The organism is Cellulosilyticum ruminicola JCM 14822 (genome assembly GCF_001311925.1).
Classification (GTDB): Bacteria; Bacillota; Clostridia; order Lachnospirales; family Cellulosilyticaceae; genus Cellulosilyticum; species Cellulosilyticum ruminicola.
In genome coordinates, this window is record NZ_BBCG01000002.1 from 44,962 (window position 1) to 60,399 (window position 15,438).

8 protein-coding genes and 2 pseudogenes are annotated in these 15,438 nt (G+C 33.5%); all 10 read right to left on the reverse strand.

Annotation, left to right across the window (positions count from 1 at the left end; translation table 11 throughout):
- Nucleotides 1-31 precede the first annotated feature (31 nt).
- Nucleotides 32-1,549, reverse strand: coding sequence for an HlyD family type I secretion periplasmic adaptor subunit (locus tag JCM14822_RS01070; RefSeq protein WP_054738882.1), 1,518 nt, complete (start codon nucleotides 1,547-1,549; stop codon nucleotides 32-34).
- On the reverse strand, nucleotides 1,543-3,687 hold the full coding sequence (locus JCM14822_RS01075; protein ID WP_083461202.1) for a type I secretion system permease/ATPase: 2,145 nt from the start codon (nucleotides 3,685-3,687) through the stop codon (nucleotides 1,543-1,545). Before JCM14822_RS01075 ends, JCM14822_RS01070 begins: the two co-directional genes overlap by 7 nt.
- Nucleotides 3,688-3,921: 234 nt before the next feature.
- A pseudogene (gene feoB / locus JCM14822_RS01080) lies at nucleotides 3,922-6,260 on the reverse strand (ferrous iron transport protein B); the annotation flags it as partial.
- A gap of 165 nt (nucleotides 6,261-6,425) precedes the next feature.
- Nucleotides 6,426-6,569 carry a FeoB-associated Cys-rich membrane protein gene (locus tag JCM14822_RS18920; RefSeq protein ID WP_083461203.1) on the reverse strand — a complete coding sequence of 48 codons (144 nt, stop codon included), beginning with the start codon at nucleotides 6,567-6,569 and terminating at the stop codon, nucleotides 6,426-6,428.
- A gap of 51 nt (nucleotides 6,570-6,620) precedes the next feature.
- A complete protein-coding gene (gene feoB / locus JCM14822_RS01085; RefSeq protein WP_054738884.1) occupies nucleotides 6,621-8,789 on the reverse strand; it encodes a ferrous iron transport protein B in 2,169 nt (722 codons plus the stop codon).
- Nucleotides 8,790-8,828: 39 nt separating this feature from the next.
- Complete coding sequence (locus JCM14822_RS01090; protein ID WP_054738886.1) at nucleotides 8,829-9,050, reverse strand: FeoA family protein; 222 nt, start codon at nucleotides 9,048-9,050, stop codon at nucleotides 8,829-8,831.
- Between the two features lie 32 nt (nucleotides 9,051-9,082).
- Complete coding sequence (locus JCM14822_RS01095) at nucleotides 9,083-9,292, reverse strand: FeoA family protein (protein WP_054738887.1); 210 nt, start codon at nucleotides 9,290-9,292, stop codon at nucleotides 9,083-9,085.
- Nucleotides 9,293-9,514: 222 nt separating this feature from the next.
- On the reverse strand, nucleotides 9,515-10,411 hold the full coding sequence (locus tag JCM14822_RS24730) for a beta-galactosidase small subunit (protein ID WP_408606166.1): 897 nt from the start codon (nucleotides 10,409-10,411) through the stop codon (nucleotides 9,515-9,517).
- Nucleotides 10,412-10,454: 43 nt separating this feature from the next.
- Nucleotides 10,455-12,542 (reverse strand): annotated as a pseudogene (locus JCM14822_RS23390) (glycoside hydrolase family 2 TIM barrel-domain containing protein); the annotation flags it as partial.
- A gap of 490 nt (nucleotides 12,543-13,032) precedes the next feature.
- The gene (locus JCM14822_RS01105) at nucleotides 13,033-15,186 is read right to left on the reverse strand and encodes an S-layer homology domain-containing protein (protein ID WP_054738889.1); all 2,154 of its coding nucleotides are present in this window, start codon (nucleotides 15,184-15,186) and stop codon (nucleotides 13,033-13,035) included.
- Between the last annotated feature and the right edge of the window lie 252 nt (nucleotides 15,187-15,438).

A 15,438-nucleotide genomic window follows, 5' to 3' on the forward strand; every position in this document is an offset into this window, starting at 1 on the left:
GCTTTAAAATATAGTTGTTTTATGTATTTTACTATCTAACAGTAATACTTTCATCCATGTACTTAATAAGTGGTTCTAAAAAGAATGCTAAAACTTTTCGCTTACCAGTTTTAACTTCTGCTGTTACTGTCATGCCTGGTGTAAGACTCATCATCTTACCATCTATATTAATCATTAAATCTTCTAATTCAACTTTCATACGGTACACATATCCCATACGCTCATCTTCTATAGCATCTGGACTTATACTAATAATTTTACCTTTTAAAACCCCATATTTTTGATAAGAAAATGTATCTACCTTAACACTTACTTCTTGTCCTATTTCTACGAAACCTATATCTTGATTTGGTAAAAAGGCTTCTATGACAAGAGGTGTATCATCAGGTACAACAGTCATAATTGTTTCAGCTGGTGTAACTACACCACCTAATGTATTAGTAACTACGCCTTGAATCACCCCATCTACAGGCGCTACAATTGTTTTATACTCTTGCTTCTTTTCCATCTTATTCAGCTGTGCTTCTAATTCTGCAATTTGCTTATCTTTTTCTACAACTGTCGTAATATCTGAACTTGCTTTTTTATTTTGAACCATCTTTTCTGTTAATTCATTCATTTCAATTGTTAGCTTAAGCTTTTCAATCTTTGTTTTTTGATCTTTAATTTTTGCCTTAGTACTTTCTTGCTCTTGAGCTATTTCATTAAACTTGATTTGCATTTGAATACGTTCTTCATTAACTTTGAGTTTTTGCGTCTCATATTCTTTCTTTGCTAAATTCAATTTATCCTTTTGCTCTTGCCACTGAGCCTTTGTCATAGCATCTCCTTCATATAATGCCTGATAATCCTCATTTTCTCGTTCCAAAATTTCTAGATTTAATTTTAGTTTTTCAAGAGTAACTTTTTCAGTTCCCCCTAATTCCATAAGCTTCTTATATTCTGCTTCCTTTTGTCCTAGTAGCTTTAAGTCTTCTCTCAAACTATTTAATGTATTTTGCTCTGCTATGAGCTGTGATTTACTTTGAGAGACTTCTAATGCTGCTGCCTTTTGTTGTACTTCATATTCTCTATTATTTAACTCATTAGCCACTATAATATTAGATTTAAGTTTTGGATTTACTGTACTCTTTTCACCTTTTGAGTCTTCTCCCATCAAAATTTCTTTTTCTAATTTCAGTGTATTAATCTCATGCTGCAAATTTTGAACGTCTATATCATTAAGGGTTGCATCTAATTCTAGTAAAACATCCCCTTCTTTCACACTTTGACCTTCTGTTACATAAATAGCTTGAATAACACCTTCTTCAAAAGGTTGAATAACTTTTATCCTACCATCTGGTACAACTTTTCCTCTAGACGTAGATACCATATCTACCTCTGCAAAGTACATCCATAAGATTGTAATCACTAAAAATGCTACGATACTCCATAATAAAATACTGCTGCTTCTAGAAGGTGGTATTTCGATAATTTCAATTGCTTCTGGTAAAAATTCATATTCCAAACGATCACGCTTTTTCTTATTTAAATTTATAATTTTCAACATACTTGCCCCCTTTGTTGCTGACTATGTAAGTAATGATATAGTCCTCTTCTTTGAAGCAATTCTTCTTGTGAGCCGTATTCTATAAGTTGACCTTTATCTATAGCCATAATCTTATCTGCGTCTTTTAATGTTGAAAGTCTATGGGCAATAATAAGTACTGTTCTACCTTCACAAATCATTTTCAAGTTCTTTTGTATAATACTTTCTGATTCATAATCTAATGCAGAAGTTGCTTCATCAAATATTAAGATTCTAGGATTAGTTAATAAAGCTCTAGCAATAGCTACTCTCTGCTTTTGACCGCCTGATAAACCTGTCCCTTTCTCTCCAATCATTGTGTCATAACCTTCTGGAAGCTCCAATATAAAGTCGTGGGCTCCTGCAATTTTAGCTACTCTTATAATATCCTGCATACTACTTCCTGGGCTATGAATACTGATATTCTCTCTTACAGTCCCATTAAACATAAAATTTTCTTGTAATACAACACCAATTTGCCTTCTAAGCCAGGCTGGATCAGCTAAGGCTATATCTACTCCATCTATTAATATTTTTCCAGCTTCTATTGTATAGAGTCTTTGAATCAGCTTAGACAATGTACTTTTTCCTGAACCACTTCGTCCAACGATTCCTACTGTTATACCTGGTTCAATGGTAAAGCTCATGTCACGGATTACCTCACTGGCATCTACACGATATCTAAAACGTACTTTTTCAAAACGTATTTGTCCTCTAATATTAGGTAATCTTGTCTTAGAAGAATCTATAGAAGGCTCTGGCACTGTATTAAAAATATCTCCAAGCCTTTTAATAGAGATGCTTATCTGTTGAAATTGCTGCCACATTTGTACAATACGAAGTACTGGTCCACTTACATTTCCTGATAACATTCTAAAGGTGATAAATTGTCCAACCGTTAAATCACCTTTCATAACTAATGTTGCGCCTACCCATAAGATTAATACGTTAAAAATCTTTTGTATAAACTGAGCCGCTGCTCCTGCATTACCACCTAAAATAGCTGTTTTAAAATTAGCCTTTGTAGATTGTGCTAGTAAGTTCTCCCATTTCTTTTGCACACTTGGTTCTAAGGCAAAAGATTTAATAGTCTGTACGCCTGTTACAGCTTCTACCATATATGAGTTAGATTCCGCACCACATCTAAATTTCTCATCTAAACGTTCTCTAAGTAATGGCGTTACAATAATAGAAATAGCTGCAAATACTGGTAATGAAGCAAGTACAATCCAAGTAAGTTTCACACTATATAAAAGCATAACACCTATATATATAAATATAAAAGCCACATCTAATACAGCTGTTAATGGTGCTCCTGTTAAAAACTGTCTTATATTTTCAACTTCTTTTACACGTGCAATGGTATCTCCTACACGTCTTGACTCAAAATATCTTAGAGGTAGCGAAAATAAATGTTTTGCCAACCTTGCCCCCAATATAACATCTATCTTACTTGTTGTATGTGTGAAAATATAAGTTCGAAGTACACTCATAATCAGTTCAAATACATAAATAATAGCTAGTGCAAATACAAGTACATTTAATGTAGACATGCTGTTATGTACAAGTACTTTATCAATAACAACTTGCATCATAATCGGTGTAAAAAGTCCAAAAATCTGTAAAGTCAAAGCTGCAATTATGACTTCTATAAGCTGTTTTTTGTATTTGATAATACTTGGAATAAACCATTTAACTCCAAATTCTCTTTGTTTATTGATAATATCTCTTGTTGTCATTAATATAATGTGCCCATTCCACTCTTCCTCAAAGGCTTCTGGCACAATTACCTCTGGTGACCTTTTCTGTGGACGCAAAATTAACATCTTTTCCTCTTGAATTCTAGCAACTACTAAAAATCCCCCTGTTTTAGTTTCTGCAATAAAAGGTGCCCGCAACTTTTTTAACTTCTCAAATTTAACATTCACTGCTTTCGCTTTTAATTTCACCCTTTTAGCTGCCTTTAATATGTCTACCTCCGTCATGCCATCAGGCCCAACAGCTAAATCATGTGCAATTTGAGCTGGGTCTATACTTATACCATGAAATCTTGCAACAGTTACAAATACACTTAACCCCTCATCCATACGTTTTGGCGTTCCTTCTCGTTCTTGTTCCATAAATCCTTCTCCTATTTATTATAATATTCACAATATCGTATTTTATATTTTACATTTTCTTTTAATTTTAGTCTATATCAAATAACATATTAAACAAAACAAGAAGACTTCTATATTCTTATAGAAGTCTTCTTAGCTTAGAATTAGCTAATTTAATTAATTATTTCGTTTCTTAAAACCTCTACTTATAATAAGTACTATGCTTACTGCAAGTAATACACCCATAGCAAGCCATATACCTAATACTTTTACTATAAAAGCTACAAACCATGCAATCACACATTGTAATATCACTACAATAATTGCTCCGCCTCTTCCAAGTTCACGTTTTACTGCTGCAATAGCTGCTACACATGGTGTATAAAGGAGGGAAAAGATTAAAAATACTAACGCTGTACTTGAAGTAAAGAGTGTATTTAATCCTTCTGTGCCACCCCCTAAAAGCACTGTTAATGTACTTACTACACTTTCTTTAGCTGTAAAGCCTGTAATAAGTGCAGTAGAAATACGCCAATCATTGAAACCTAATGGGGCAAATATTGGGGCAATCAGTCCACCTGATAAAGCTAACATACTATTTGCAGAATCTGTTACTACATTTAAGCGTGTATCAAAACTTTGTAAGAACCAAATGATAATAGATGCAATGAAGATTACTGTGAAAGCTTTAGAAATAAAGTCCTTTGCTTTATCGCCAATAAGTTGCATAACACTTTTTACACTTGGCATACGGTAGTTAGGAAGTTCCATAACAAATGGAACTGGTTCTCCTTTAAATGCTGTTTCTTTTAAGATAAGTGCAACGAAGATAGCTACTACAATCCCAGTTAAATATAAACCAATCATTACAAGTGCTTGGTATTTAGGGAAAAATGCTGCTGTAAATAACGCATAAATAGGTAGTTTAGCCGAACAACTCATAAATGGTGTTAAAAGGATTGTCATCTTTCTATCGCGATCTGATGGCAATGTACGTGTCGCCATAATGGCTGGTACAGAACATCCAAAACCAATAATCATTGGTACAAAGCTTCGTCCTGATAACCCAATCTTACGTAATAATTTATCCATTACAAAAGCTACCCTAGCCATATACCCACTATCTTCTAATATAGATAAGAAGAAGAATAATACAACGATAATTGGTAAGAAGCTAAGGACACTTCCTACCCCAGCAAAAATGCCATCAATAATAAGAGATTGCATAACAGGGTTAATTTCATAAAGGATTAACGCATGATTACAAACATCTGTAATCCAGCCGATTCCCATTTCCATCAAATTTGATAAAGCTGCACCAAGCACACCAAATGTAAGCCAAAAGATTAATCCCATAATTCCCACAAATGTTGGAAGAGCTGTATACTTACCTGTAAGAATCTTATCAATGGCTACACTACGTTTATGTTCTTTGCTTTCATGAGGTTTTACAACTGTACGTTCACATACACCTTCAATGAAGTTAAATCGCATATCAGCTAAGGCTGCTAATCTATCTGTGCCACTTTCTTGTTCCATTTGATAAATGATATGATTTACCATTCTTTTTTCATTTTCATCTAATTGTAACTTTTCTAGAATTAACTCATCACCTTCAACTAACTTAGTCGCTACAAATCTAGGCGGTATACCTACTCGTTTTGTATGATCTTCCACTAAATGTACGATACCATGAATACAACGGTGAATTGCTCCGCTTCTCTCTTCATTACAAAAGTCCATACGCCCTGGATGTTCTCTATATTTAGCTACATGAATGGCATGTTGTATAAGTTCATCAATCCCCTCATTTTTAGCCGCTGAAATAGGCACAACCGGTATACCTAATAATCCCTCTAATTCATTAATCATGATTGTTCCGCCATTTTCTTTGACTTCATCCATCATATTTAATGCCAATACCATAGGAATATTTAATTCAATAAGCTGCATCGTTAAATATAAGTTACGTTCAATATTCGTTGCATCTACTATGTTAATGAGGCCATGTGGTTTTTCATTTAATATAAAATCTCTTGTTACGATTTCTTCGCTTGTATAAGGTGATAAAGAATAGATTCCTGGTAAATCGGTTACATTGGTATTTTTATTTTTACGAATCATACCATCTTTACGATCCACTGTTACCCCTGGGAAGTTACCCACATGTTGATTGGAACCTGTTAATTGATTAAATAATGTTGTCTTTCCACAGTTTTGATTCCCCACTAAAGCAAACTGTAACACTTCATTATCTGGTACAATTCTACCGCTTTTTTTAGTGGATATTTTCCTATCTCACCTTTTTGAGGATGGGCAACCACTTTAATTCTGTCTTTATACTTCTTAATGTTCTCATGAGCTGTATGTATATCTTTTAGCGCAATACATGTTGCATCTTCTTTACGAAGTGTCAGTTCATACCCTCTTACCCTAATTTGAATCGGATCTCCCATAGGTGCCATCTTGATTACCGTAATTTCTGTTCCCGGTGTTAAACCCATATCTAGTATATGTCGTCTCAGTGATTCACTGCTACACGCTACACTTTCGATAATCGCATCTTTACCTATTTCTAAATTCGCCAATGTCATATGCTATTCTCCTTAATATAAACTTTTATCTGCTACTCAATCCTAACCCTTATCATGCAAAATGTAAATATTGATATTATTCCCCTTATTATTATATTATAAATCAAAAAGGGATTATTATATTTTTTTAACAATAATATAATAATCCCTTTTGTACTTTAAACATTATTTATCTTTAATTGAATGGCAGCTACTACTACAACTCTCACAACCACAATGACATTTTCCTGATGCCTTATCTTTAATCATTTTACGAATAACTGCGCCAATTGTTAAAACTAAAAGTGCACCGACTATAACTGTTCCCATATTTTACCTCCTGCTTTAACATGTAGATACATTATCCTTAATGTATTTATACTATGCTGTCATATCTACTTGTAATATTTTACTCTCTTTATAAGGTTTAACAAGTAGGTAAAGGAACCCAACTATACTAAGTACTGCTACTATTGTGCCTATTCCAAATGTGCCTGTTGTAATAAGCATGCCGATTTGATAAACACATAATGATACAATATATGCTAAACCAGTTTGATAACCAATTGCAAACCAAAACCATTTTGCATTATTCATCTCTCTTTTGATAGCGCCCATTGCTGCAAAACAAGGTGCACACAAAAGATTAAACACTAAGAATGAATAAGCTGCTACCATGCTCATACTGCCTGCAAGTGTGCCCCAAATTTCACTACCATCTTCTGCCACTTCTGCAAATCCATATAACACACCAAATGTACCAACTACATTTTCTTTTGCTACAAGCCCTGTAATAGCTGCTACAGCTGATTTCCAATCTCCCCATCCTAGAGGAATAAATAACCAACTAATCACACTTCCTATAGCTGCCAAAATACTATGATCCATTTCTATATCTTCAAGCATTCTAAACTCACCATCAACAAAGCCAAAGTAAGTTGTAAACCATACAACAATTGTTGAAAGTAAAATAATTGTACCTGCCTTTTTAACAAATGACCATCCACGTTCCCACATACTTCTTAAAACATTTGTAACTGTTGGCATATGATAAGCTGGAAGTTCCATAACAAATGGTGCTGGATCTCCTGAAAACATTTTTGTTTTCTTTAAAATGATACCAGAACAAATAATTGCCATAATCCCTACAAAGTATGCACTTGGTGCAACCCACCATGCCCCATCAAATAGAGCACCTGCAATAAGTGCAATAATAGGAAGTTTGGCGCCACATGGAATAAATGTAGTTGTCATAATTGTCATCTTTCGATCGCGATCACTTTCAATCGTACGAGAAGCCATAACCCCAGGCACACCACATCCACTTCCGATAAGCATTGGAATAAACGACTTACCAGATAAACCAAACTTACGAAAGATTCTATCCATAATAAAAGCTACTCTTGCCATATAACCACAAGCTTCTAATAAAGCAAGGAAAGCAAACAAGATTAACATTTGTGGTACGAATCCAAGTACTGCACCTACACCTGCGATAATTCCTTCAAGAATTAATCCTTGTAACCAATCTGCAGTGCCAATAGCTTCAAGTCCTGCACCAATAATGACAGGTACCCCTGGAACTTCTAGTCCAAATAAACTCCATCCATCACCAAATACACCATCATTTGCCCAATCTGTTGCCCATGTTCCTACTGTTGTAACAGATACATAGTATACTAAAAACATAATGACCGCAAATATTGGAAGTGCTAACCATCTATTCGTTACAATCTGATCAATTTTATCTGATACTGTAAGCTTTCCTTTACTCTTCTTTGTTAAACAGCTTTCAATAATTGAAGAAATATAAATATAACGTTCATTTGTAATAATGCTTTCTGTATCATCATCCATTTCTTCTTCAATGAATTTAATCTCTTCTAATACATCTGGTACTTTACCCATTTGACTTGCAATTTTATCATCTCTTTCAAGAAGTTTAATGGCGAAGAAACGTCTTTGCTCTCTTGGCACACTGTTACCAAGTTTATCTTCAATAGAATTTAAGATTCCTTCTACACGGCCATCAAATTTATGAACCACTGGTGTAGTTGCTTTATTTTTTGCAAGCTTCACAGCTTTTTCCGCTGCTTCTTTAATGCCAGTTCCTTTGAGAGCGGAAATTGAAACAACCTCACAGCCTAGTTTCTTACTGAGTTTATCAATATGTATTTTATCGCCTGATTTTTCAAGAACATCCATCATATTTATAGCCATAATAACTGGAATGCCTAATTCGATAAGTTGTGTTGATAAATATAAGTTACGTTCAATATTGGTGCCATCTACAATATTTAAAATAGCGTCCGGTCTTTCTCCAATAAGATAATTTCTTGCAACGACTTCTTCTAATGTATATGGTGATAATGAATAAATCCCTGGAAGATCCATAATGATAACATCTTTATGACCTTTTAATTTACCTTCCTTTTTCTCAACTGTTACACCTGGCCAGTTCCCTACAAATTGATTAGCCCCTGTAAGGGCATTAAATAATGTAGTCTTTCCACAGTTTGGATTACCCGCTAATGCAATTTTAAATGCCATGTTGCTCTCCTTTCTTCTCCTCCATTTAATCTCTTAAAGCTATTCTACTTCTATCATTTCTGCATCTGCTTTTCTAAGAGAAAGTTCATAACCTCTTACTGTCACTTCAATTGGATCTCCTAATGGTGCTACTTTACGTACAAATACTTCTACGCCTTTTGTGATTCCCATATCCATAATACGTCTTTTAACTGCGCCTTCTCCAGTTAACTTCTTCACTTTAACTGTTTGCCCACATGATACTTCTTTTAAAGTCTGCATCTTCTAACTCCTTTTATATTTCTCACTAATTTTTATACTAGAATCTTATTAGCCATCTCTTTATTAATTGCTACTCTCGATTCTTTAATATTAACAATCATATTTCCGCTGATTTCAGATACAACTGTTACAATACCACCTACTACAAAGCCTAAACTCTCAAGAAATTTTTTAGTCTCTTCTTTTCCACCTACTTTTTTAATAACGCTAGGTTCTCCTGCTTTTACCATTGTTAAAGGCATATCCTCATCCTCTTTCTATATAATCCAATTTTAATAATGATTTTCATTTTTCTTTTCATTTTTATTATATCCATAAACTTTTAGTTTTTCAATATCAAAATGATATTTTTTATCAATAATCTTTAAATCTCAAAATTAATTACACACAAAAAGAGCCCTCACGAGTTCGTATTTACCCTCGTGATGGCTCTTTTTCCACTTACTAGCATTTAATTTTTTATTCTATATAACCTTCATAGACCATTTGAAGCACATATTTTCATGAGATGATATAAGATATTCATCTAATGGACATGCTCCCCAACTATCATCTCCACCTATTCCCATTTGTTTAAGACTCATTTTAAGGACAGTGTGCATTGATTTAGGTAATTCATAGTGATGTGTGGCATTTTCTAATTCATGAGGTGTATAAGGAAGCGCTGAAAATTCCATTTCCTCTGATTTGATTAAAAGTCCATTTCCTCTTTCATCTGTTACCTTAGCCCATCTTACACCTGTTTTATTACCACATTCTTGTGGGATGACATAAGGTAATACATTATCTAATACTTTATTTTTAAATATACCAAGTCTTGCCCCTTCCTTGCGGTCTCTGTAATTTTCATCTGGGCCATAACCATACCAAGTGACATGATTATATTCATTTGGCAGCTTCATAATCATGCCAAACTCTGGCATTTCACTTAAACCTACAGTACCTTCATATTTCATTTCTACTTGAACTTCTCCATATCCATAAGTTGTATAGGTTACCTGACAAGTCGTTGCTGGAACGGTAGGCAATTGGTACACATAAGTAATGACAGCTTTTGTTTCATCCCAGCTTGTTATAATATCTTTCACTGTAGGATATAAACTAGCAATTTTCCACTGTGCATAACGATGTGCCATCTTATTTCCATTATCATTATCTGTAGGTGCATGCCAGAAATTAGGCATCGGCATAGCTGAAATACATTCTTTACCTTTGTATTTATAAGAAATCATACCACCATAAGACTTAGAATAAATAATATGGAAATGTTCACCTCTTACACCAAAGTTCACATCGCAATCTGCTACTATTACCTTTTCACTTATTTTATTCTGCACTTCATCTTCTACTTTATAAACCATTTGTCCAAAGGCTGCTTCATGCCCTCTTTTAGCCCATAAATTATCTTCTTTCAGGCATAGTTTAGCGGTGATTGCATATTCTCCTGGTAGTATCATTTCGTCTATAGGTAAATCTATTTGTTTTGTTTTACCTGCTGGAATATCTATTGCTAATGTACCTTGATTATAAAGTTTACCATCTCTTAAGACTTCAAAATCAAGTGTATAATCTTCAGTACCTATAAATAAATGTTTATTAGTAATAGTCACCTGATTTTTAGAAACTTCTATACGAAACATTTGATAATTATATTTTACTTCTTGCATTTTAGGTGATACTTTTCTATCTGCAAATATAATTCCATTTACACAGAAATTATAATCTGTAGGACGATCTTCAAAGTCTCCACCATAAGCTAAATACTTTTCTCCATACTTTGTTTGCGTTAATAAGCCTTGATCAATGAAATCCCAAATAAAGCCCCCTTGATACATTGGGTATTTCTCTGTTAATGCTACATATCGCTCCATACCTCCATTAGAATTTCCCATAGCATGTATATTCACAGCAAATAAATGGCTTTTTCGGATTATCTAATAAATATTTTTCAATATCCCATGTTTTAGGATACATTTGACTTTCTACATCGCTCGTCTCATTAAAACTTCTATCATGAAAAATGCCTTCATACTGCACAAGACGCGTTCCATCATTAGCTCTAAAATACTGCGACATTTTATAAATATTTTCACCACCAAAAGATTCATTACCACAGGACCATATTAAAATGCTTGGATGATTCTTATCACGTTCTAACATAGATTTGGCACGGTCAATAGCTGCGCCTTCCCACTCTAGTTTAGAACCAGGAACAGCATGTTCTGGTTTGATAGCCCCCATCTTTTGCCAAGTCCCATGACTTTCCAAATTAGCTTCATCAATAACATATAAGCCATACTCATCACAAAGCTCATAAAAATAAGTTTGATTTGGATAATGACAGGTTCTCACTGCATTAATATTATAGCGTTTCATCGTTTGAACATCCCATAACATTTCTTCTTTGGTGACACATCGTCCATTATAACAGCTAAACTCATGTCTATTTACACCATTAAAAACAATACGTTTACCATTAAGCTGCATAAGCTTATCCTTCAGTTCAAATTTTCTAAAACCTACTTTTTGTGTCACTATTTCTATTGTTTGACTACTTACTTTATCTTTAACAAAAAAGATTATTTCATATAAATAAGGACTTTCAGCACTCCATAAATAAGGTGCTTTTATATCCTCTTCAAATTGAACTTTGGGGACTACCTCTTTTACAGCTGTTTTCACACAGTTTCCCTCTGCATCTCTTAGCATAAGCTCTATTTCACATGAAAGATTACCTTCTACTTGTAAATCTACCTTAAGCTTGGCATCTTTATACTCTGCATCTAAATCTGTTTCTACCTTTAAATCTCTTATATGGGTTCGAGGTACAGTATAAAGATAAACCTCTCTAAAGATTCCTGAAAACCTCCAAAAGTCCTGATCTTCAAGCCAACTGCCACTACTCCATTTCACGACCATAACAGCTAATTTGTTTTTCCCCTTTTTAGTAAACTTAGTTAACTCAAATTCAGCTGGTGTAAAGCTATCTTCACTATAACCTATAAATTCTCCATTAAGCCATATATAAAAAGCTGATTCTACACCTTGAAAAGAAATATATAATGGTCTATCTTCCCATGCCTTAGGTACTTCGAACTCTGTCACATAGCTTCCTACAGGATTATAAATAGAAGGAATTTCAGGTGGTGCTAACTTTTCATGTCCATCCCAAGGATACATTGTATTCACATATTGTGGCTTATCATATCCTTGTAATTCAATATGCCCTGGAACCTGTATGCTTCCCCAGCTTGTTGTATCATAGTCTACCTTATAGAAATCTACTGGTGCTATCTGTAGATTTTTGGCATAGGCGAACTTCCATACCCCATTTAAAGACTTTTTAAAACTACAATGATCCACCCTAGCATCCTGCATTGTGGCGAAATACTTATGATCAGAATGAGGTGCCATACGACCCATTTCAAATACCTGTGGATTTTGTAACCAACTAAACTCATGTTTCATCATATTATCCATTTTCCCCTCCATGTATATGCTATTTTCCTTAGTTATCCCTAACACTATACACTCCTCTATCACTAATGCCTATAACTTATATAGTAATAACTATTGTTCTTATTATACTCCTATAATATGGTGTATTCATGTAGAAACATTTGCTTCGTTGTCGATTTATTAAATAGATTATATTATTTTTGCTAAACACCTTTACATTAAATACATCTTTGCCCCTCTTATAAAAAGTTCTAAAACAACTCTTATAAAAATAAATAGCTAAAAAATAAGGAGCTAACTTGAAATTATAATCCATTTCAAGTTAGCTCTTTTGTTATGATATATAAGTGTAGATAAAACTATATACAGTCAAAAATCTACACTAATTATCAAAGTGGATATATTAACTTTTCTTTTCCGCCTTTAAGATATCCAAATATTGAACTGAGGTATTGTCAGCTTAGAAACTTCCTATGGAGCAATTTCTAAGCTGACAATAACCCAGCCACCTATTTGGTATACCTTAGAATCCTCCAAATCCTATATAAATTGCAATAATAATTGCAATTGTACATGCAAGTGTTGTAAGGGCGATTACAAATCTTTTAATTACTTTCCAAATAAATAATAAAGCTAATGCAAGTACAAGGAATGTCCCTAAAATAGAATATGTTTTTTGTTCTATTGGCATTTCTGCCACATTATCTGGTGTTGTTTCATATAATAGCATAAAGAGTTCATATAAAACTTCTGCACTTTCTGCTTTTGTAATTTGTGTTTTTGGTGTTAAGCTGCCACCAGCTGTAATTAAACCACTTTGTACAGCTAAAGCAATATCATCTATTGCCCATTTGCCAATTTCATCTACATCAGCAAATTTTAAATAATCTTCTGTATGCTCTGGATATACATAACCTTTTTGATCAGCAATTGTTCTTGCACATAAAGAAATAACTTGCTCTCTTAAAATTTTTGTATTTCCTTTAAATGTGCCATCTTGGAACCCTTTGATAATGTCATAAGTTTCACCTGATGCTACATATGAATAATATGCATTATCTACTGGCACATCTTTAAACTCTGTTTGAAGTGAGGTATCTAAAGCAAAGAACATTTTTACAAGTGCCTCAGCAAACTCATAACGTGAAAATGTATGCTCTGGATTGAAACAATCATTTTCAAGTGTTAAATAACCTTTAGATACCATGAATTTAATAGCTGACTGTTGTTTACTTGGTAGATGTGCAATATCTCTGATTTTCACATTGTTATCTACTATTTTATAAATTCCTGAGTATTTTGTTCCAAATGAAATGCTACTTGTAGCATTTTCATATTGTCCACCCCAGTTTTGCTCTTCTTCACCATTGATTTTTACAACTGTTGTAAACTCATCTTTTGCTTTAAATGCAAATGTGATTGTTTGCTCAAGTTGTGGAATGATTTCAGCATTTTCATTAATAAAGCTGATGTCATAGCCTTTTTTATCATGTAAACGTTCAATTCTAATTTTAAGTCCTGCAAGAGCTTCTAAATCTTCTCCTGGAATATATATGTAACTATTTTCATCAATTACAACACGAAGTCCTGTTACACCTTCTAAATCATCCATTTTTTTAGGAAGTTGAATGAAAATAGGCTTTTTAAAGTTTGTATCTTCTACTTGTAATTTTAAAACTGTATTTAAGCTTTTATTAAAGCTCATATCATTATCATTTAAAAGTTTATTAAACTGATCTTTAGCAGTTGTCATAGATGATTTCATTTCTTTAATAAGCTCTGGTTTAACATCAATAACATTTTCTTTAGCCTCAGTTTTTGTAGTTGCTAAGTTTTCAATAGCGTATTGTACATATTGTGTGACCTCACTTTGTCCTGCATCATTAAGTGTGACTGTCCCATTTACTTTGCCTTTTATACCACTAATAGCTTTGTCTAAATAATCCACATAGTCATTTACGCCATTTAATTTATTCACTTTTTTATACTGAATATCCACATTACTTTCAGCTTGTTCCTCTTTTTTATATAAAGCCACTTCATCACTTGATAAAATTTGCTCACTTGGGTAAATTGCTTTTGTTGCGAAGTAGTTACCATTTTCTTCGCTAAGTACAAGTTCAAAAGCTTCTTTTGCTAAATGTGTTTCTTTTTCAGCCTCAGACCATTTATCCGCAATTTTAAGTATATCAGCTTTAGGTGCTGACCATCCTATTATGTAATATTGATTATCACCTAACTCATAAACATTACTTATTTGATATTGCATAGCATCATCACCAAAGTAATCATTTTCATTAATAAGCTTTAACCATTTTTTCTTTTGTCCGCTGCGCATTCTACCATATGTATCTTTCATACCAACTGATTCAAACGCTCTACTTGCTACTTCAATCTTATGCGTAATAGCTTCTACTTGCTCTAAATCCTGTGCGCTTACTTCTGATGTTACCTCTGCTGCCTCATTAGAATCACTACTTGCTACTTCTTCTTTAACCTCTTGAGTACTTTCTTCACTAGTTAATTCTGAAACTTCCTCTTGAGTTTCTCTACTTTCCTGTATTTGATTAAACTTCTGAGTGAAATCAACTAACTTTTGCTGATCTACCGCATTGTAGCCTAAGCCGCCAATGACACCAATTGCCACAAGCGTCCCTAAAAATTTTGCTTTCTTCATTTTTTACCTCCAAGCCTCTTATTTTAGTTTTATATCATCTTATTATCCCCTGCGTAAAATGCTATCTGTTTTAAACTATAGCCATTCCATTATATAACATCTTCAAAAGTATTCAAGCACGTTTAATTACACTTCTTGCTTGCAGCACAATTAATCACCTGTTATATTCTATTTACTACGATTTCTTCTTCACCACATAATATAGACTGAATTTTCCATTTTGCTTTTATAACGCCAGGCCCATTCAATTTG